This window comes from Streptococcus sp. AS14 (assembly GCF_000286495.1).
Classification (GTDB): Bacteria; Bacillota; Bacilli; order Lactobacillales; family Streptococcaceae; genus Streptococcus; species Streptococcus sanguinis_P.
In genome coordinates this window covers 131,782-152,448 of sequence record NZ_ALKI01000012.1, presented here as the reverse complement: position 1 = coordinate 152,448, position 20,667 = coordinate 131,782, and the positions used below count along the sequence as shown (strand labels likewise).

Annotated in this window: 17 protein-coding genes and 2 pseudogenes; 3 read left to right on the top strand and 16 right to left on the bottom strand. The window is 43.2% G+C overall.

The genetic code is table 11. The features are described from left to right. The first annotated feature begins 19 nt into the window (after positions 1 to 19). Together HMPREF1150_RS06370 and HMPREF1150_RS06375 are read left to right on the top strand one after the other, a co-directional pair. The gene (locus HMPREF1150_RS06370; protein WP_002896634.1) at positions 20 to 250 is read left to right on the top strand and encodes a DNA-dependent RNA polymerase subunit epsilon; all 231 of its coding nucleotides are present in this window, start codon (positions 20 to 22) and stop codon (positions 248 to 250) included. A gap of 3 nt (positions 251 to 253) precedes the next feature. After that, positions 254 to 1,936: a ribonuclease J1 gene (locus HMPREF1150_RS06375; RefSeq protein ID WP_002901561.1), complete on the top strand. Its 1,683-nt coding sequence runs from the start codon at positions 254 to 256 to the stop codon at positions 1,934 to 1,936. A 28-nt stretch (positions 1,937 to 1,964) separates the two neighbouring features. On the opposite strand, the gene HMPREF1150_RS06380 is transcribed toward HMPREF1150_RS06375, so the two are convergent. From HMPREF1150_RS06380 to HMPREF1150_RS11675, 15 genes and pseudogenes are all read right to left on the bottom strand, one after another. Further along, a complete protein-coding gene (locus tag HMPREF1150_RS06380; RefSeq protein WP_009659605.1) occupies positions 1,965 to 2,711 on the bottom strand; it encodes a DNA alkylation repair protein in 747 nt (248 codons plus the stop codon). After that, positions 2,695 to 3,282 carry a TetR/AcrR family transcriptional regulator gene (locus HMPREF1150_RS06385; protein ID WP_002901564.1) on the bottom strand — a complete coding sequence of 196 codons (588 nt, stop codon included), beginning with the start codon at positions 3,280 to 3,282 and terminating at the stop codon, positions 2,695 to 2,697. The genes HMPREF1150_RS06380 and HMPREF1150_RS06385 overlap by 17 nt, the downstream gene beginning before the upstream one ends. Beyond that, positions 3,275 to 3,694 (bottom strand): VOC family protein, encoded by a 420-nt coding sequence (locus HMPREF1150_RS06390; protein WP_002901567.1) that lies wholly within the window; start codon positions 3,692 to 3,694, stop codon positions 3,275 to 3,277. The genes HMPREF1150_RS06385 and HMPREF1150_RS06390 overlap by 8 nt, the downstream gene beginning before the upstream one ends. 89 nt (positions 3,695 to 3,783) lie before the next feature. After that, entirely contained in the window at positions 3,784 to 4,203 is a 420-nt protein-coding gene (locus HMPREF1150_RS06395; protein WP_002901568.1) for a GNAT family N-acetyltransferase, read from the bottom strand. Positions 4,204 to 4,257: 54 nt separating this feature from the next. After that, positions 4,258 to 5,604, bottom strand: a complete 1,347-nt coding sequence (gene glnA / locus HMPREF1150_RS06400) for a type I glutamate--ammonia ligase (RefSeq protein WP_002896640.1) — start codon at positions 5,602 to 5,604, stop codon at positions 4,258 to 4,260. A gap of 31 nt (positions 5,605 to 5,635) precedes the next feature. After that, positions 5,636 to 6,001 carry a MerR family transcriptional regulator gene (locus HMPREF1150_RS06405; protein ID WP_009659721.1) on the bottom strand — a complete coding sequence of 122 codons (366 nt, stop codon included), beginning with the start codon at positions 5,999 to 6,001 and terminating at the stop codon, positions 5,636 to 5,638. Between the two features lie 80 nt (positions 6,002 to 6,081). Beyond that, positions 6,082 to 6,606, bottom strand: a complete 525-nt coding sequence (locus HMPREF1150_RS06410) for an aromatic acid exporter family protein (protein WP_009659795.1) — start codon at positions 6,604 to 6,606, stop codon at positions 6,082 to 6,084. A gap of 175 nt (positions 6,607 to 6,781) precedes the next feature. Further along, a complete protein-coding gene (locus HMPREF1150_RS06415) occupies positions 6,782 to 7,447 on the bottom strand; it encodes a CHAP domain-containing protein (protein WP_009659588.1) in 666 nt (221 codons plus the stop codon). A 172-nt stretch (positions 7,448 to 7,619) separates the two neighbouring features. After that, entirely contained in the window at positions 7,620 to 12,185 is a 4,566-nt protein-coding gene (locus HMPREF1150_RS06420) for an antigen I/II family LPXTG-anchored adhesin (RefSeq protein WP_032905429.1), read from the bottom strand. A gap of 314 nt (positions 12,186 to 12,499) precedes the next feature. Next, positions 12,500 to 13,696: a phosphoglycerate kinase gene (gene pgk / locus HMPREF1150_RS06425; protein WP_009659724.1), complete on the bottom strand. Its 1,197-nt coding sequence runs from the start codon at positions 13,694 to 13,696 to the stop codon at positions 12,500 to 12,502. Between the two features lie 244 nt (positions 13,697 to 13,940). Then, positions 13,941 to 14,630, bottom strand: coding sequence for a VIT family protein (locus tag HMPREF1150_RS06430; protein ID WP_002911167.1), 690 nt, complete (start codon positions 14,628 to 14,630; stop codon positions 13,941 to 13,943). Between the two features lie 169 nt (positions 14,631 to 14,799). Further along, on the bottom strand, positions 14,800 to 15,423 hold the full coding sequence (locus HMPREF1150_RS06435) for a TetR/AcrR family transcriptional regulator (RefSeq protein ID WP_002929075.1): 624 nt from the start codon (positions 15,421 to 15,423) through the stop codon (positions 14,800 to 14,802). 44 nt (positions 15,424 to 15,467) lie between these two features. After that, positions 15,468 to 16,550: an ABC transporter permease gene (locus HMPREF1150_RS06440; protein ID WP_002929074.1), complete on the bottom strand. Its 1,083-nt coding sequence runs from the start codon at positions 16,548 to 16,550 to the stop codon at positions 15,468 to 15,470. A gap of 1 nt (position 16,551) precedes the next feature. Next, positions 16,552 to 17,268, bottom strand: a complete 717-nt coding sequence (locus HMPREF1150_RS06445; RefSeq protein WP_002929072.1) for an ABC transporter ATP-binding protein — start codon at positions 17,266 to 17,268, stop codon at positions 16,552 to 16,554. 164 nt (positions 17,269 to 17,432) lie between these two features. Further along, a pseudogene (locus tag HMPREF1150_RS11675) lies at positions 17,433 to 17,537 on the bottom strand (helix-turn-helix domain-containing protein); the annotation flags it as partial. Between HMPREF1150_RS11675 and HMPREF1150_RS06450 the strand changes: the two are divergent. Next, positions 17,537 to 17,905, top strand: a pseudogene (locus HMPREF1150_RS06450) (beta-carotene 15,15'-monooxygenase); the annotation flags it as partial. The pseudogenes HMPREF1150_RS11675 and HMPREF1150_RS06450 overlap by 1 nt on opposite strands. Before the next feature lie 114 nt (positions 17,906 to 18,019). Here the strand turns inward: HMPREF1150_RS06450 and leuS are convergent. After that, the gene (leuS, locus tag HMPREF1150_RS06455) at positions 18,020 to 20,521 is read right to left on the bottom strand and encodes a leucine--tRNA ligase (protein ID WP_009659576.1); all 2,502 of its coding nucleotides are present in this window, start codon (positions 20,519 to 20,521) and stop codon (positions 18,020 to 18,022) included. Between the last annotated feature and the right edge of the window lie 146 nt (positions 20,522 to 20,667).

Genomic DNA, 20,667 nt, shown 5'->3' with positions numbered 1-20,667 from the left:
AAATATGAAAGGAAATGTAATGATTTACAAAGTTTTTTATCAGGAAACAAAAGAGCGCAGCCCGCGCCGTGAAAAGACACGCGCCCTCTATTTGGATATTCAAGCTGACAGTGAGTTGGAAGGCCGCATTCAGGCTCGTAAGCTCATCGAAGAAAATACCCCTTACAATATTGAATTTATCGAGCTCTTGTCTGACAAACACCTCGAATACGAAAAAGAGTCAGGCACTTTTGAATTAACGGAGTTCTAACCCATGGCATATACCTTAAAACCCAAAGAAGTTGGCGTTTTTGCGATTGGTGGGTTAGGCGAAATTGGTAAAAACACCTACGGGATTGAATACCAAAACGAAATTATCATCGTAGACGCCGGCATCAAGTTCCCAGAAGACGACCTGCTAGGAATCGACTATGTCATTCCCGACTACTCTTATATCGTGGAAAATATTGACCGCGTAAAAGCTGTCCTCATCACCCACGGGCACGAGGACCATATCGGCGGTATCCCTTTCCTGCTCAAGCAAGCCAATGTTCCGATCTATGCTGGTCCTCTAGCTCTGGCCCTCATTCGCGGCAAACTAGAAGAGCATGGACTTTTGCGCGATGCCAAGCTCTATGAAATCAATCAAAACACAGAACTGCAGTTCAAGCATCTGAAAGCTACTTTCTTCCGGACAACCCACTCTATTCCAGAGCCTTTGGGAATTGTCATCCATACGCCGCAGGGTAAGATTGTCTGTACCGGTGACTTCAAGTTTGACTTTACACCAGTCGGTGAGCCGGCAGACTTGCACCGTATGGCTGCTCTGGGTGAGGAAGGCGTTCTCTGTCTCCTATCTGACTCGACCAATGCTGAAGTGCCGACCTTTACCAATTCCGAAAAAGTGGTTGGACAGTCTATTATGAAGATTATTGAAGGCATCCACGGACGGATTATTTTCGCCTCTTTTGCTTCAAACATCTTCCGGCTCCAGCAGGCAGCAGATGCAGCTGTTAAGACCGGCCGTAAGATTGCGGTCTTTGGCCGATCCATGGAAAAGGCTATTGTCAACGGGATTGAGCTGGGCTATATCAAGGTTCCCAAAGATACCTTCATCGAGCCAAATGAGCTCAAGGACTATCCAGCTGGCGAAGTACTGATTATGTGTACCGGAAGTCAGGGTGAGCCGATGGCAGCCCTGTCTCGGATTGCCAATGGTACTCACCGTCAGGTTCAGCTGCAACCTGGAGATACAGTCATCTTCTCATCCAGTCCTATCCCTGGAAATACGACCAGCGTTAACAAGTTGATTAACATCATTTCCGAGGCTGGTGTAGAAGTGATTCACGGTAAGATTAACAACATCCACACCTCTGGACACGGTGGCCAGCAAGAGCAGAAACTCATGCTTCGCTTGATCAAGCCTAAATATTTCATGCCAGTCCATGGTGAATACCGTATGCAGAAAGTCCATGCAGGTCTAGCCGTTGATACTGGAGTACCAAAAGACAATATCTTCATCATGAGCAATGGTGATGTGCTGGCTCTGACAGCTGACTCAGCTCGTATTGCCGGCAGCTTCAACGCTCAGGATATTTATGTTGATGGGAACCGCATTGGTGAAATCGGAGCTGCAGTCCTGCGCGATCGTAAAGACCTGTCAGAGGACGGTGTTGTCCTGGCTGTCGCAACAGTTGACTTTGAGTCCAAGATGATCTTAGCTGGTCCAGACATTCTCAGCCGCGGTTTTATCTACATGCGCGAATCAGGCGATCTCATCCGCCAAAGCCAGCGTATCCTCTTCAATGCCATTCGCATTGCACTCAAGAATAAAGACGCAAGCGTCCAATCTGTCAGCGGCGCTATCGTCAACGCCTTGCGTCCTTTCCTCTACGAAAGCACCGAGCGCGAACCCATTATTATTCCGATGGTGCTTACACCAGACGAAGAAAACTAAAAATAAGCTTTGCTAGATTTAGCGAGGCTTATTTTTCTGCTTTATTTTTTGTTCGAGAGGCATGCTTGATAATCCAAGCGCAACTCGGACTCAATTCTTCCTTTTGCCAAGCTTGAATGATACACTCAAACTTTTCAGGAGCTTCTTTATATAAATCATTCAGATTATTAGCGACACTCTTTTGGATTGATTTATCCCTATCATCCTTTAAATTCCTTAAAATAGCGGTAAATTCATCAAAATAATCTAAGACCACAGTCTGCTTCTTAGCCCAAGGCAGCCGGATACGCATACACTCGCTGGCTAACCTGCGGACACGCATATTCTCATCTTGGCTCCACTCTAGCAGTAAATCCATCGTAGCTTTAGGATAATTAGCCAGCAAGGGCCGCATGGAAAATTCTCCAGTAAATCGCTTGGTTAATTCCTTACTAAAGGCTGCACTTAACTCGAATTCCTGACCTCCGTAAAGTTCTACGTATTTGCCAATCGGCCACAACCAGTACCCCTCTGAAAACATCCCTAAGCCGCCCTCTAACTCTGGACCAAGTATCTGCTCAAAAACTTTAAGAGAATCAGCATAAGAAAACGTCAAGCATTCTTTGATACTCTTGGCCAACAGCTCTTGACGCTGAGTAAATTCCAAAGACTCTAAGTCGCTTTCAACTAGAGACATAAAATGCTGAGCATCAAATTTATCTGTGGCTTCTTGCAAACGACGACTCAAATCCTCCGCATAAACCAAATCATAATAATCCTTAACCTTTTTCGCCATGATTTTTAAATCCCCTTAACAGACTTCTCACTGCTCCTCTGACTTCTGCTTCTCCCTCTTTCTCAGCTAGAAAAAGAGACAACTCATTCAAGGCACCTGAAATCATATGAGCCGCCATATCCAGATCAATAGAGATAAGTCTTCCTTCTTTAGATAAAATGTCTAATTGCTCTCTCAAATGAAAGAAAGAATTAGCCTCGTCCTGACGACGCCACTCTTTCCACTCAACGACATTGGGACCATCAAGCAGGAGAATGCGTTTATTTTCGATCAAGGTCGCAAAACGAACAAAAGCAACACAGCCTTCCACCAACTGCTCCCAAGAATCCTGTGCTTCCAGGGCGTTTTTTTCTACATAAGATCCCAGTTCGGATTGAATTTGTGCCAGTACGGCGGTAAATAAAGTCTTCTTATTCCCGAAATGGTGATAAAGCGCGCCTCTTGTCATTCCCAATTCATCTACAACTTCTTCCAAGGAAGTTTCTGCATAACCCTTTAAAGAAAAATGTTTCCGTGCGATAGCTAATATTTTCTTGCTTGTCTCTAGAGAAGCCTGCTGCTTTTTATTCATCTTCACTCTCCAAATAATTTGCCGCAAATTCAGCGCTAGGTGGAATGACTTGAATGACATCAACCAAAACAGAACCAGGCGCTTCCACAATGAAATGGCGCTGGCCAAAATCTTCACTCTTAATGGGAAGAAGGAACTCCATTTCTCCTTGCTGACGCAATTCTTCATAAAGAAAATCCACATTGTCAACTTCGATATTGATGATTAGACCACTCGCCTTAGACTGGTAGGCTTGTGGCACTGTCCCATGCTTGCTATCAATAAAAGCAAGCTCAAAACCACTCTCGATATTCTTTAAACTAATATACCAATCTGAACGGAAGGTTTCCTGAAATTGGAAATAGTCAATGAAAAATTGTGCAGCTTGATGGACATCTTCGCTCATTAAAACGGGGTATAAACTGGTAATCATTTGTTCTCCTTTTCTTAAGTTTTATTTTAACATACATACTGAATGTATGCAAATTAATATTAAAAAACAGAAGCCAAATTGGCTTCCGTCTATTTGAGAATGGCTTCGTTTAATCGCTTGATAAAATGATATTTGGTAATGCCCTTTTGTGGGACATCTGTTAGACTGGCGTAGATTTCATAGCCTTGCTTGATGTAAAAATCCCTGGCCTGATAAGATTTAGTGGACAAGGTAATGCTAGTTACTCCAGCTTCTGCAGCCTTTTCTTCTAATTCTGCCAAAAGACTGGCTCCTAGGCCTTTTTTCTGATGTTCTTTATCCACCACCAAAGCCTTGATATGAATGTTTTCCAACACCTGTTGAGCATGGAGCAAGGCAATTAACCGGCCATCTTTCTCCCGCCTTAGATAATAATCTTGAGGTTCAAGTTTTTCAAGCATATCTGGACCAAAACAAGCCTCATATTGCTCATCAAAAACCCGCTTAATAAAATCATGAAATTCTTCCATCTTTCTCCTCCTCCATGAAAAAGCAGGGGATATGCCAATCCTCCTGCTCTACGTTTAGTATAAATCTAGATAATTATCCACTTCCCATTGAGAGACGAAGGTTGCATAGCTAGCCCACTCAATACGCTTAGCTTCTAAGAAGCTTGTATAGATATGCTCGCCAAGAGCCGCTTTAACGACTTCGTCTTCTGTCAAGGCCTTCAAGGCATTGTGAAGAGTAGACGGCAGGTCTGTAATTCCAGCTTCCTTCCGCTCCTCTGGAGTCATGATATAGATATTCTCTTCGATTGGTGCTGGAGCTTCGATTTTATTTTCGACACCGTGCAGTCCAACTTCCAAGAGAACAGCCATAGCAATATATGGATTGGCCATCGGGTCAACGGAGCGCAACTCCAAGCGAGTACCCATACCACGAGAAGCCGGCACGCGCACCAACGGTGAACGATTGCGTCCTGCCCAAGCGATATATACTGGCGCTTCATAGCCAGGAACCAGACGTTTGTATGAGTTAACCGTTGGGTTCATGATAGCTGTATAGTTATAAGCATGATTAATCAAACCACCCAAGAAATGGTAGGCTGTTTCTGACAGCTGCATACCTTTTGGATCTTCTGGATCGAAGAAGGCATTATTTCCGTCTTGATCAAAGAGGGACATGTTACAGTGCATACCAGATCCCGCAATACCAAACTTCGGCTTAGCCATAAAGGTCGCATACAGACCGTGCTTACGAGCAATAGTTTTGACAACCAGCTTGAAAATCTGAATCTTATCACAAGCACGAAGCACTTCGTCATACTTAAAGTCAATCTCGTGCTGGCCAACTGCTACCTCATGGTGACTAGCTTCTACTTCAAAGCCCATCTTGGTCAGGACATTGACGATTTCCCGACGAGTATTATCTGCCAAGTCTGTCGGCGCCAAGTCAAAATAACCACCCTTGTCATTTACTTCCAGCGTCGGGTCCCCATTTTCATCCAACTTAAAGAGGAAGAACTCTGGCTCTGGTCCGAGGTTAAAGGATTTGAAGCCCAGCTCTTCCATATGCTTGAGGGCACGCTTGAGGTTGCTGCGAGGATCCCCTAGAAACGGTACATGATCCGTCGTATAAACATCACAAATCAGGCCCGCTACACTGCCGTTTTCATCTCCCCAGGGAAAGACTGTCCAAGTATCCAGATCAGGATAAAGATACATATCTGATTCATTGATACGGACAAAACCTTCGATGGAAGAACCATCAAACATGGCTTTATTGGATAAGACCTTGTCAAGCTGTTCATCCGTGGCAGGAATTTCCACATTCTTCATAGTCCCTAAAATATCAGAGAACATAAGACGAATAAAGGTAACATTTTTCTCTTTTACTTCGCGACGGATATCAGCTGCTGTAATAGACATTAAATTTCTCCTTGTAATTCAAACAAAATAGCTATGGTCGACGCATCTGACCAAAGGTTGGCAGAGAAGAAGCAAAACGGCCTTGCTGCAAGATGTCATGATGCAGGGCACGGCGGACATCTTTGTCACTAATGGTCTTGCGGGACTTGGCTTCACGCTCAGCATATTTCCTCTTAATCGTAGCGATATTATGGCCTTCCGAAATATAATCCTTAATTTCTAAAAGGCGGTCCATATCATTCAAAGAATACATCCGACGATTTCCCTCATTCCGAGCAGGGGTAATCAGATTCTGGTCTTCATAATAACGGATCTGACGGGCAGATAGGTCCGTCAGTTTCATAACACTGCCGATGGGAAAGACTGCCATGTTTCGGCGAAACTCTTTTTCCTTCATTCAAATTCCTCTCTACGCACTATTATAGGACGAAATAAATCTTATGTCAAGAAATAATGTCAGATTTTCTTACACGGATTTTATTTTTTCTTTTCAAAGATGGCTCGCAGCCGATCTATATCAGAATTTACCAGAATTGCAACAAAGACTCCCATAAAGGTTTCAAAGATTCTGGCAAAGACATACAAGATGGTATCTTCCGGCCGAATGGACAGGGTAATAATCAGCATAGCTGATACTCCGCCAATGACTCCAGCCTTGTTGTTCATGGCGACATTGGTCATGATTGTCAGCATGGTACAGACCGGCACCAAAAGGAGGGTGACCCAATACTGCTCCTTAAAAACACTATTGACAATGAAAAATAGCAGAGCGTAAAAACCACCGATGCTGTTTCCCAAGATTCGCGATGTCCCGAAGTGGACACTCTGATCAAAATCCTCACGAAGACTAAAGACTGCAGTCAAAGCACCGATTTGCAGGCCTTTCCAACCAAAAAGCCCAAAGAGCAGTAGAATGATGAAAACAGCCAGACCGGTTTTAAAGGTACGCATGCCCAGACGAAATTTCGATTTATCAAACTTGTACTTATTGAAATAACTCATTAGTCTCCTTCCAGGAAATCCTCCCTCTCTTCATTTTAACATATTTCGCCTCAAAAAAACTCTTTCTGCTTAGGAGATTTCCCACACAAAGAAAAAGCCCTATCAGCTAGCGCGGCAGGGTCTCTTCTGAAAAAAAGCTGAGACATTATCTGTCCCAGCCTCGTTTTTATTATCTTTAGTTTGGATAAATATAAGTAACGCCACCCATAAATTCATTTGGGTTAAAGTAGCCACGATAGTTGTTAATCTGCTTTTGGTGATTGTAGTTCGCTTCCAAGACTTGGATAGAGCTGTCGCTTTGCACATCTGTCACATAAGCAACATGTCCGTATTCGCCACCATCCCAAACTGCAATAGCGCCTGCTACTGGGACATTTCCTGTTGCATAACCCTGAGCACCAGCATTGATTGCCCAAGTATTAGCATTGCCCCACCAGTTGCTCGCCCAAGGAGCCATTTCTTTCACGCCCCAGGTACATTGGCCGATTGGGTAAGAATTGCCATAGTCAGTTGGTGTATTTAAGACAACATCTTCGGTATCAGATACCAAAGCAGCATCGCTTGTCGCTTCATAAGCTGGAGCACTGTATGGATTGTAAGTCTGTGCCAAAGCTGTACCATTTACTTGCAGCACATCTCCTGGGTTAATCGTATCAAAAATTGATTTTCCATTATTGGCAGCAAGTTCGTAAGGATTCATCCCATTGGCGCTAGCAATGGCAAAAAAAGAGTCCCCTTGCTGGACAACGTAAGAATCTGCATTGACAGCTTGAGCGCCGATTGTCGCCAAAAAAGCTGTAGAAGTTAAACCAAGAGTTGCTTTAGCAAATGCTTTTTTCATAACTGAATTTCTCCGTATTATTTGATGATAAAAAAATCATACCTCATTTACATGTCAGTTTTTTTAGAGTTATGTTTTTGTCATGTTACAAATGATTTAGACTTTTGCTACATGAGATTTTGCAGTATTTTTAAAGATAAAAAGGCTAGGGATTCCCTAGCCTCATCTATTATCAGTCTTCTTTACCTTTCAATTTTACTAGACCTAAAGCACCAATAATGGCTGCTAAACCTAGATATGGCAGATAGACTGCATCTTTGGCTCCCGTTTCTGGCAGAAGAGAAACAGGAATCTTTTTAGCCACTGGAGTTGGATTGGCTCTTCTTGGATCGTTTACATCTGAAACAATCAGATGCTGTGACTTAGGAGTGACTGTTGTAACTGTATTTGAAGCATAGACCACACGATTGACGGTATTGATGTAGGTATTTTCAAAAGTACCCGCAGCAATCCGCTTCATCTGTAGATAGGTTTCAGCCTGAAAAGCTGAATCCAGAGAAATAGTCTCTAAGAATTCTTCCTTGAAACGAATAGAAATCAAGCCTTTCTCAAGATCAACATTCGCAGCTGTATATTCAGTCAAATCTGTACCAGCCTTTATCACCTTACCATCTTTGAGCGTGATGTCTACTTTGGCAAAGGTTTTGTAAGCCCCCGTGTACTCATCGCCTCGTTGATCATAATCATCCACAAAGCTATAGTCTGTCAACTCTTCAGAGTGGTTAGCAGGGATTAAGCCGCCGATGAGACGGTAGTTAAAGTGCCGTCCCAAAGTCAGTTCCTTGCCATCCAAGTTCTCTGCACTTGCTGGATCAAGGCTCAGGGTAATATCTTTTTCAGGACTGATTTTAGGAACATTGTTCACGACTACGTCTGTCGCATAACCATTTCCAAAGTCAATTTGATAAGCCCGGTTCTCGAATTTACCGCCTGTGCGGCCCATTCCTTCTTTGACAGCCATAGGGCTTGTTATCGTCAAAGACTTACCTGTTACGACATATTGGTCATAAAAAGCTTGGGCATCTTCTGCCGCGAAGAGTTGGAAAGAACCTTTAACAGTGATATTGGCCTTTTGAAGGAGCTCTCGAACTGCTGCAGGGGCTGTTTCAAGGCTCTCGTAGTGGGTCACTGTCACACCCGCCACAGCTTTGCCATCCGCATCTACTAGCTTGACTAATTCCGGACGAAGTTCAAGCGCTTCTTCCGGATAGTCATCTACATAGTAGAAACCTTTTTGAATCGTGCTCTTAGATGACTTGTCACCCTTATACTGATCCAAATCCCAAGTCAGCTCATAATAGTTGGTCGAGCCAGCCAAGACTTCCTTGCCATCAATCACCAATCCTGCCTTGTTTTTATTGACCTTGGTTGGCTTGATGTAATTATTGCTAGGATTATCTGAATCATCAGGCTTGCCTGGCGTAGTCACGCGTACTACGTTTGAGCGGACACCATAGGCATCATTGACTGTCAGAGTGAAATTATTAGTATAGGTTGCGCCATCATTGAGTACTCGGCCAACCACTGTTGGAAAGAGCGTAGCAACTTCTTTGGTCCTATCAGCGTTATAAGTAGCTAAGGTTGCTGCAGTTGCTTTAAATGTCACTGTGTGACTAGCCTTATCATAGCTGACGTCAAAACCTGCGCTAGCAGCTTTTGTAGCTTCTAAGTCAAATTCATAACCACTTGGCAACGGATCAGCAATGACAAAAGAAGTCGTCTCGCTGCGTCCAGCTGGAAGAGCTTCTGTCTTTAAGGCAAACTGAACGACGGACTGCTTAGCCACCAGAGTCTTATCAATATTGGTGCCTTGGTCATTTTGAATCTCTTTATTAATCTGCGGTTGAGATTGCAAGAGATGATAATGATAATGCACAGTCGGAGCTACTGGTGCTGCTGGCTCTTTTTGATAAACAGGCTCTGCTGGTGAGGTTGGCAGCGGGCTATAAGTTGGTTCTACCGGCTTATTAGGCTCCGGTGTATCTGGTGTAGGAGTTGGCGCTTCCGGCTCCTTCTCATAAGTCGGTGCTGCCGGAGGGGTTGGCTCTTTTTCATAGGTCGGTTCTACCACTGCTGGCCGGACAGTTTTTTCTACTTCATAGCTTGGCTCAGAAGGCTTACTAGGCTCTGGTGTTTCCGGTGTACGCGTCGGTGGCGTCGGTTCTTTTTCATAAGTCGGTGCTGCCGGAGGGGTTGGAAGAGCCTTCGGTGTTGGTGCAGTTGGAGCTGGATCCAAAGGCTTAAGTGCTTCTTCACTTGGCACTGCAGGAGCTGTAGGAGCTACGGGCGCTTCCGGTTCTTCTACTGTGATGATTGGCAGATCAGTCGCTCGGACATCACCATTAATCGCAAACCAAATATTTGGTTTCTTAGGAGCTAGTTTGTCAGCCCTACGTGGATCAGTAGCTTCTGGCTGGCCTAACACTTCAGAAGAGGAAATTGTTCCAATCGTCATACTGTTGGTTGTACCAGAAATTTCTACCGCTCCTGCCCCATACCATGAGTTAGGAGCATCTGTAGTGTCCCAGCCTGAGTCCGGCTGAGCATTCTTATACATGGTAAAGCGAGATCCGCCAACTCCTTTTTTGAAGTTTTCAGACTCGGTCGCATAGATTTGGCCGTTCTTTTCACCAATAGATGAACCCGAAATCTTGTTGAAAGTTCCGGTATAATCTTTGGCCATTTCGATAGAGTTAGCTTCACGGTTGAGGGAAGCCACGGACATCAAGGCCTGGTCAAAATTAATCGGTTGGCCTTTATCATCATAAAAGACAAATTCCGTCTTCACAAAGAGAGAGGTTGCATCTTCAAAATTTCCTGTATAAGCTGAAGCAAACACTCCCATTGTCGGGTCTTTAAAAATACCTAACCAGGCCTTATCATTGCGGAATTGAGAGCTTGGATCAAGGGTATAAGTATAGACAATTTTAGAAACTTTTTTCCCTCGATAATAAGTCCCCTGGAGATTTGTATAGGTTGCTGTAGCAGACTGACCGCGGCTCAACAAAACAGAAGACCATTCAGTCGGTCCTTTACCGCTTGTTACGTTAGAACTGTAGTCTGCATACTTGCCAACGGTACCAAAGCTTTCCTGCTGGTTGGTCTGATAGTTAGCATTTTGAATATCTGTTACTTTGAAGTTGTCCAGTTGGAAGAATTTCTTAGAAAACTCTGCAGTGTTCTTCACAGCGGCTTCCATGCCAGCATAGCTGACGAACTCACCAGTTGTAGTCAGTGACAGGTCGGCATTAGGCTCTGATTTAAAGACCAGACTTTGCGCAATTGGACGGCTCAAATGCCCGTCTTCAGTCTTCTTTGTTTCTGCAAGAGCCAGTCCAGCCTTAATCTTGGCCTGTTCAGCATCATATTTAGCCTTATCTTGCTGATACTTAGCTAATTTTGTATTATAGACAGCCAAATCTGCATTATACTGGGCCAACTGAGCTTGATAATTTGCTTGGGCTTGAGCATTACGCTTCTTGATTTCTTCATTTTCAGCTGCTATAGTGGCATTCTTAGCTTGATTCTCTGCTAGCTTTTGCTCATATTCTTTTTGAGCTGCTGCATTTGCAACTTCAATTTGAGTCTTTTTCGCTTCATAAGCTGCTAAATCTGCTTCATATTGAGCTTTTTTATCTTGATTTTCCTTTTGGATACGGGCCAATTCTGCCTGATAATTTGCCTGAGCCGCTTGATATGCCGCTTCATTATCAGCATTGGTCTTTCGGACAGTTGCTAAATCTGTTTGATATTGGACAAGTGCTGCCTCGTAGGCCGCTTTTGCAGCCGCATTCCGCTGTTTAATAGCTTCATTATCAGCAGCAATCTTAGCATTTGCAGCTTCAGTATCCGCTAAAGCTTTTTCATACCGTGCCTTAGCCGCCGCATTCGCCTTCTGAACACGGTCTAGCTCACTAGCATAAGCCGCCAGAGCCGCATCATAATTAGCCTTTGTTTCCGCATTCAGTTTTTGAACACGGGCCAACTCTGCATCATAGGCCGCTTTAGCTGCTTGGTAAGCCGCCGCATTATCCGCATTCGTCTTTTGAACCGCTGCTAAATCTGTTTTGTACTTGCTCAGTGCTGCTTCATAATCTGCTTTCAGCTGAGCATTTTCTGCTGTAATCCGAGCCACTTCTACTTGATGAGCAGCCAAATCTTTAGCGTATTGGTCTGCAGCCGCTTTGTTTTCTGCTGTAATCCGAACTACTTCCGCCTCGTAGGCTGATACTTTTTCTTTGTACTCCTTGACCTTGGCATCAATATCGGTTACTTGCGCTTGATAATCTGCTGCAATCTCCGCTTTTTTGTCTGCAGTTTCTTGAGCAGTCTGAGCTACTCCTTTGTCAACAGCTGGGTCTTTGACCACTGTCAGTCCAGCTTCTTGAGCCTTTTTGACGCTTTCATCTAAACCAGCTGTTGGAACAGTCACTGTCACACCGCCATCTGCCTGACCTGCTCTCGCCTGACTCTCTTTAGATGCCTGACTGGCTGGCCCTTGAGCTTGAGGCAGATTAGTCGCTGCATTTCCAGTGCCCACCATTTCAGTATTGACAGGACTATTGGTATCAGATACCACTTCATCTGCTCTTACTTGCATCGTTGACGTTAAAAAAGCCGCACCTAGAACAGCACCGCATAAAGTTTTAACAGCCTTGTTTTTCCGAAAACCAAAAACTTCTTTTTTCTTCATTTTTCTCCTCCCTCTGCTAACTTTTACAGTATGCAGTTTTCTCATGCCTTCAGAAAATCAAAAAGTAATGGAAACCACCAATCGGAAGTTTCTTTCTCATTTTGACCCTCTTTAAGCATCAGAATAAATATATATATCTTATATCCTAACAAGTTTTTCTCAGTTTTGCAAGCATTTTATGCTCGTTTTATTTACCTTTATGCAGATTTAGACATCCAAGGAAAAACGTATTTTTATTGTAGGACTTTTCCCTACAGCTGGACAATGAGAATACAAGAAAAAGACCAGCTTTCGCTAGTCTTTCCTTATTACAGTTTTGTAATTGTTATCTACAAAATCAAAGTTTCTAAGCGGACTGCTTATTTTTCAGTCAGTGCTACAAGTCCTGGCAATACTTTACCTTCAAGAAGTTCCATTGATGCTCCACCACCAGTAGAAATCCATGAGAACTTGCCTGCACGGCCAAGGTTGATGGCTGCAGCAGCTGAGTCACCACCACCGATGATTGATTTTACGCCAGGTTGTTTCACGATAGCATCCATGACACCGATTGTACCAGCTTGGAAGTCTGGGTTTTCAAATACACCCATAGGGCCATTCCAGACAACAGTTTTCGCGCCAGTCAAGGCTTCATCAAATTTAGCGATAGATTTAGGACCGATGTCCAAACCAAGGAAGCCTGGATCCACTGCTTCACCTTCAGTGTCTTTCACTTCAGTGTAATCCGCAAATGCATTTGCTTCTTTTGAGTCAACTGGCAGAATCAATTTACCGTTGGCTTTTTCAAGAAGAGCTTTGGCAACATCCAATTTATCTTCTTCTACAAGTGAGTTACCGATTTCGATACCTTGCGCTTTGTAGAATGTGTAAGTCATACCACCACCGATAAGGACTTTATCAGCTTTTTCAAGCAAGTTTTCGATTACACCGATCTTGTCTGAAACTTTTGAACCACCAAGGATCGCCACGAATGGACGTTCTGGAGCTTCAACTGCTTCTTGGATGTAGGCAATTTCGTTTTCAAGAAGGAAGCCAGCAACAGCTTTTTCAACATTTGCTGAGATACCAACGTTAGATGCGTGTGCACGGTGAGCTGTACCGAATGCATCGTTGACGAAGATACCGTCTCCAAGAGATGCCCAGTATTTACCAAGTTCAGGATCGTTTTTAGATTCTTTCTTGCCGTCAACATCTTCAAAACGAGTGTTTTCAACCAAAAGAACTTGTCCATCTTCAAGAGCATTGATAGCTGCTTCCAATTCAGCACCACGAGTGACACCTGGGAAAACAACATCTTGACCCAATTTAGCAGCCAAGTCTGCAGCTACTGGTGCAAGTGATTTACCTTCTTTGTCCGCTTCTTCTTTGACACGTCCAAGGTGAGAGAAGAGAATTGCGCGACCGCCTTGCTCAATAATGTATTTAATAGTTGGAAGAGCAGCAGTGATACGGTTGTCATTTGTAATCACTCCGTCTTTCAATGGTACGTTAAAGTCTACACGAACGAGGACTTTTTTACCTTTCAAATCAACATCTTTAACAGTAAGTTTTGCCATGTTACAAAAACTCCTTTTCATATTTTATACGCAACTATTATATCATATTTTCCAAAAGTTTTCTTGATATAAGGAAAATTTTCACAAAAAAGAAGTGCCACGCACTTCTTTCTCTCGAACGTTGTAATTAGAGAATGAGAAGAAGGGCTCTGAACTCATTCAGACAATAGTTAAAGCTGGATTTTTCTCTAGATTTGACAACTCAAAAAGCCAGTAAAACTACTGACTTTAACTCTTCTCATTACTAAATTGCAAAAGCTTGCCCTACTGCATAGGTGACCGCCATGGTTAAAAGACCGATCACGAGGTTGCGAATCATGGCATTTTTGAGCGGTGCTTTGCCCAATCTAGCGCTGGTGTAACCTGTTCCCAAAAGGGCCAAGGCCACAATCAGAACGGTTGCCCAGATACGGACGCTGGCAGGAAGCAGGATAATCGTAATCATAGGAAAAAGCGCACCAACAGCAAAGGCTAAAAAGCTTGATACGGCAGCATGCCAAGGATTAGTGAACTCCTCAATCTCGATGCCATACTTTTCCGCCACTAAGGCTTCCAACGGATTTTGGAGAAAAGCCCGGTTGGTCATGAGCTGGGCAGAAGTCTCACACTCGCCATTTTGAACATAGGCAGCATAGAGAGACTGCCTAGCGATATCCGGATTTTTCTCTAAAAGCTCCCGCTCTCTGGCAACAGCAGCTTCCTCTGTATCCTTTTGAGTAGAAACAGAAACATACTCTCCTCCAGCCATAGAAAAGGCACCCGCAAAGACTGCCGCTAAACCAGACAGAAAGATAATCCAGACATCGTCCGTCGCACTAGCCACCCCAATAACCACACCTGCTATGGAAATAATGCCGTCATTAGCTCCTAAAACCCCGGCCCGCAATATATTCAACCGACCACTAAAGTTCGTATCAATTTTATGTTCTTCCACTATTTAAATTTTCTCTTTCTTTTTATTTATAATGATTATAAATAAAGTCTAGAACTAATACAAGAGAAAATAGAAAAATGAGAAAAGTTCTACTATTTAAGAGAAAGAATAGATTAATAAAAATATTTCTCAAAGATAAATCTTAAACTTCATTAATATAATGCAAGTATCATCTCCACAAGCCACCTAAGATCTGTTTTTCTAACAAATCTAAGTCTTCTTCCCTTATTTCGCCATTGTCCCCAATGATATATAATTGAGCAAAGTAAGCTATTAAAGGACCTGTAAAGATCCGAATCATTTGTTCAATTGAGATTTCTGGATTGACACGTGCATCGATCCCTAATTGAGTACGAAGCTCTATAATTTTATCCTGAAGAAGATTCCAAATAAGTGTCTGTTCTTGCTTCAATTTATTATTTGATAACATCTCCTGCAAAATTATTTTCAACAAGGCTTGATTTGTTTTGAGGTAAGCCATTCGATCATGGACTAAATAGTGAATTTTCTCCTCGGTTGTCTGTAAAATCAACAGCTGGTCTAAAAAACTTCCAAACAGACTAGGAAGGACAGGATGCAAAATAGCTGTTAAAAGGTCTTCCTTAGTTTTAAAATACTTGAACAGAGTCGCCTGACTGAGTCCAGCATACTCCGCAATTTGCAGAGTGGAAGTTCCATTGTAGCCCTTTGTTGATATGAGATCAACTGCTGCTTGCATGATTTTCTTTTTTCCCTTGGGGTAGGCAGCTCCCTCTAAGTAATCCTCAAAAGAGTCAAAAATATTTTCAGTCATTTCGTTCCCTCACGTCTTCCTCTTTTGTTCTTATCTATCACTTATTATACTTTACGATAACGACGCAATCCAACAATATTGAGAATTGTTAAAATGATCAGGAAAATCATTAAAGCACCAAGATTTGACAAAATATCACCAAGATTGTGTCCGTAAAGAATAATCTGGCTTATTGCATCACCAGAATAGGTTAATGGCAAAAATCTTCCCACAGTTAGAGCCCATTCTCCCATGGATGACAATGGAATAATCCCTGAGAAAAAGAGTTGAGGCATAATCACGAGAGGAATAAATTGCATCATTTGGAATTCTGATTTTGCTAGAGTAGACAAGAGAATCCCAAAAGCTAGTGCTACAAGAGCCAGTACCACATTAACTATTATAACATTTAAAATATTTCCTACAACTTCTACATCTAGTAGCCAAATTGCTGCTAAGACGACAACTGCCGTTTGAAAAATCGCAATAATACCATAAGACAACATATAGCCATAGACGATTTCAGAACGTTTCACTGGGGTTGCTAACAAGCGATCCAAGGTTCCACTTGTGCGCTCTTTCAAAAGTGCCATACCAGAAATCAAAAAGACAAAGAAGAAGACCACAAAGCCAATTAAAATTGGAATCATACGTGCAAAGAATCCAGTATTTTTATCTCCATATTGGTAAGATTCTTTGATTTCAGGCGCCTTTGCATCTAATTTCAATTGTGGAAGAGCTTGTTTGACACGAGATAGTAACTGATCGGTGCCTTCACTGGCGATACTTGTTCGTAACACTTGTCGTATCATAGATGTCTTGGAGGCATCTGTATTTGCGTAGTCGACCTGATACTCACCATCTTTATAAGAAATCACAGCATCGACTTTTTCATTTGCTAGCGCTTCTTTGGCCTGATATAAGTCTTGATAAGTCTCGATGTCCACATGATCGAGCTCATCCATTTTCGTTACCAAACCAGTTGGTAGATCTTGTGTCGCTAACTTGACATTCACGGTTGTACTAGCTGAAAACATGAGGTTCATCAGCCACATAATAAATACCGGCGCTACAAACATCATAGCCAAGGTTCGTTTATCACGAAGCAATTCTTTGATAACTTTTTTAGCAATAGCAATGGTTCTCATCTTACTCTCCTTCTGCTTTCAAAAATACTTCTTCAATACTTGAAACTTGATAACTTTCTTTTAAGTGTTGCGGTGTATCAAAAGCAATGATTTTTCCACCTAATAATAAGCCGACCTTATCCGTTAACTCTGCTTCATCCATAACATGGGTAGTAACTAATACCCCAACCCCATTGTCTCTAAGCGCGAATAATTCTTTCCAGATTTTCTTCCGAAGAGAAGGGTCAATTCCAACTGTCGGTTCGTCCAAAATCAAGAGCTGAGGATTTCCCAGAAGCGCGATGGCTAAAGACAAGCGTCGTTTCATCCCTCCAGAATAACCGGATACAGTTTTATTCAAATGCTCTGTCAGATCCACAACTTGAGCCACATGGGCAATTTCAGCTGTCAGATCTCTTTTGGATAGCCCTTTTAGCTGACCAAAAAATTCCAGATTTTCTTGACCTGACAAAGCCTCATATAAGGCATCTGATTGGGCCATATAGCCAATATCTCCTAAAATATAGCGATTGGGCATAGTGTGATTTAACACTAAAGCTACGCCTCCATCAGCCTTTTCCATTCCTAACGTGGTCTTAATCATAGTTGATTTACCAGCACCAGACGGACCAATTAATCCTATAATTTCTCCTGTCTGCAATTCAAAGCTGACATGATTCAGAACTATTTGATGGTCAAAAGATTTTACTAAATCTTGTAAATGTAGTAATGTTTTCATTTACTTCCTCCTTGGTAAGTGATTACTTACTTACTAAATATAAACCTATTATAGTGAGTAATCACTCACTTGTCAAGAAAAAAATCTGAATTTTTTTAAAAATAAAGTACCAGATATTATTATCTGATGCTTATAATGGATAGCTATTGCTTTTAGAGCTGTTTCTAAATCTCTTCTCGATACTCTGAAATGGTCTTTCCTGTCCACTTTTTAAAGGCTCGTGAGAAGGAGGACACTTCCGAATAGCCCAGCAGATAGGCTACATCATCTTTATAGCCACTATCCGATTTTCATTGGTTTGATTATGGTCACTGTTTCTATGAGTTTCTTGGTCAATCCTGAAGCTCACCACCTCTTTGCGACTAGCTTCTTCTATGCTGGTATCGGGCTCTTCCAAGCTACGGTCTTGTCAAATGGTCGCTTCAACAAGAGTTACCTCAAGTATGACAAAATCTATTATGGCTTACAAGCTACATTCTTCCTTATCGGACTGCTTCTTTCCCTTCTGTTCTCAGACAACCCAACCATCGTCATTGCTATCGCAACCCTGATGACCTTGGCAATGGAAATCCATTTCACATATTTTTATATGACCCAAACCAAGAAATTCTCAACACCTAATTGGGAATTGTTCTAACAAAAGACCTTGAGAAAATTTTCTCAAGGTCTTCTTTGTAGTTGATAGCAATAGCATTTTGTTGTCTAATGAGGACTTGATTGAAATCTCCTGCAAATGCAATAAACAAACTAATTATTTCACCACGATATTAACTAGTTTATTCGGCACACTAATCACTTTAACAACTTCTTTGCCGGCAATTTCTGACTTGATTTTCTCATCTGCCAGAGCGATTTCCTGCAATTCCTCACGGCTCAAGTCCTTAGCTACAACTAGCTTAGCACGGACTTTACCCTTGATTTGCACTACGATTTCGACCTCTGCCTCAACCAACTTGCTTTCGTCATAAGTTGGCCAAGCTACGTAGGAAATGCTCTTGCCAGTTTGAGCTACTGCCTGCCAGAGTTCTTCAGCCAAGTGCGGTGCAAAAGGCGCAAGCAATTGAATGAAACCTTTAGCATATTCGACATAGAGTTTTTCTTCCTTGTTGGCTGCGTTAACAAAGATCATGAGCTGGGCAATGGCTGTGTTAAACTTGAGCTCCTCAATCTGCTCTGTGACAGACTTGACTGTTTCATGGTAGACCTTGTCCAAAGCTCCGCTATTTTCAGAGACCAGCTCCTTAGAGTTAAGGAGACGATAGACCCGATCCAGGAACTTACGGCTGCCTTCCAGACCTTCCTCGCTCCAAGCGATGGAAGCATCCAGCGGCCCCATGAACATTTCATAGACACGCAGTGTATCGGCACCATACTGCTCTACTACATCGTCAGGGTTGACCACATTCTTCAGAGATTTAGACATCTTGGCTGGTGCTTGCTCCAGTTCTTCTCCCGTTTCGATGTTGAAGAAAGAACCGTTGCGTTTCTCTACTTTATCTGTCGCCACAAGAGCACCACGGCTGTCACGGTAGCTAGTCCCCAGAATCATTCCTTGGTTAAAGAGTTTTTGGAAAGGCTCTTTGGTCGGAACCACTCCGATATCATAGAGGAATTTGTGCCAGAAGCGAGCATAGAGGAGATGGAGCACAGCGTGCTCTGCGCCACCGATATAAATGTCAACTGGCAGCCAAGCCTTGAGCAGCTCTTCGTCTGCTAATTTCTCATTGTTGTGTGGGTCAATGTAACGCAGGTAATACCAGCTAGAACCAGCCCATTGAGGCATGGTGTTGGTTTCGCGGCGTCCTTTGACACCATCTTCCCGAGTCACTTCCAGCCAGTCAGTCAGATTAGCCAGAGGGCTTTCACCGGTACCAGAAGGACGGATATCCTTGGTTACAGGCAAGACTAGCGGCAATTCATTTTCAGGAACTGCTGTTGAAGTCCCGTCTTCCCAATGAATGATGGGAATCGGCTCACCCCAGTAGCGTTGACGGCTAAAGAGCCAGTCGCGCAAGCGATAGGTGACTTTTTCATTTCCGACACCTTCTGCTTCCAGCCAAGCAACCATCTTGTCAATCGCGGCAGCCTTGTCCAAGCCATCTAGGAAGCCGGAGTTAATATGCGGACCGTCTTCTGTATAAGCAGCTTCAGCAACATTGCCACCCTCTAGAACCGGAATAATCTCTAAATCAAACTGCTTAGCAAACTCCCAGTCGCGCTCATCGTGCGCAGGAACGGCCATGATAGCCCCTGTTCCGTAGCTTGCAAGTACATAGTCGGCAATCCAGATTGGGATTTCCTTGCCATTGACAGGATTGATAGCATAAGCTCCTGTCCAGACACCGGTCTTCTCCTTAGCCAAATCAGTCCGAGCTAGGTCGGATTTGAGGCTAGCTGCATGTTTGTAGTCTGCAACTGCTTGGGCTTGTTCTGCACTTGTAATGGCATCAACGAGAGCATGCTCTGGAGCCAAAACAGCATAGGTCGCACCAAAAAGGGTGTCCGGACGAGTCGTAAAGACGGTGAAGTCCTTGTCTGTATCCTTAATCTTGAAGGTTACATTGGCACCGGTTGACTTGCCGATCCAGTTGCGCTGCATATCCTTGATAGACTCTGGCCAGTCCAGCTCCTCTAAGTCATTGAGCAAACGTTCTGCATAGGCTGTGATTTTCAACATCCACTGACGCATAGGCTTTCGGACAACTGGATAACCACCGCGCTCAGATGTTCCGTCTGGCAGGACTTCCTCATTGGCGATAGCCGTTCCCAGCTCTTCAACCCAGTTTACTGGCACTTCAGCTTCATAAGCCAAGCCTTTTTCGTAAAGCTTTGTGAAAATCCACTGGGTCCACTTGTAGTAGTTAGGGTCAGTTGTATTAATCTCCCGGTCCCAGTCATAGGAGAAGCCAAGAGCGTTGATTTGACGCTTAAAGTTGGCAATATTTTCCGCTGTAAAGTCAGCCGGGTCATTGCCTGTATCCATGGCGTATTGCTCAGCAGGCAGACCAAAGGCATCCCAGCCCATAGGATGCAGGACATTATAGCCCTGAGCTCGCTTGTAGCGGCTGAGGATATCTGTCGCCGTGTAACCCTCCGGATGCCCTACATGGAGCCCCGCTCCTGATGGGTAAGGAAACATATCCAGCGCATAAAAGTTAGGCTTGGCCTTGTCCGTACCTGTCTTAAATGTATGGTGCTCTGCCCAATATTTCTGCCACTTGGGTTCGATTTCTTTGTGATTATAATAAGCCATTCTTTTCTCCATTTTTTGTACTGTTTCTATTATACCATTTTCAAGGGATTTTGAAAGACGGAATCCAGTTTTCACTGACAAAAACTATAACTCACTTCTAAAGAGTTAATCTCTGATTGACCTCTAAAATTAAAAGTTGTATAATT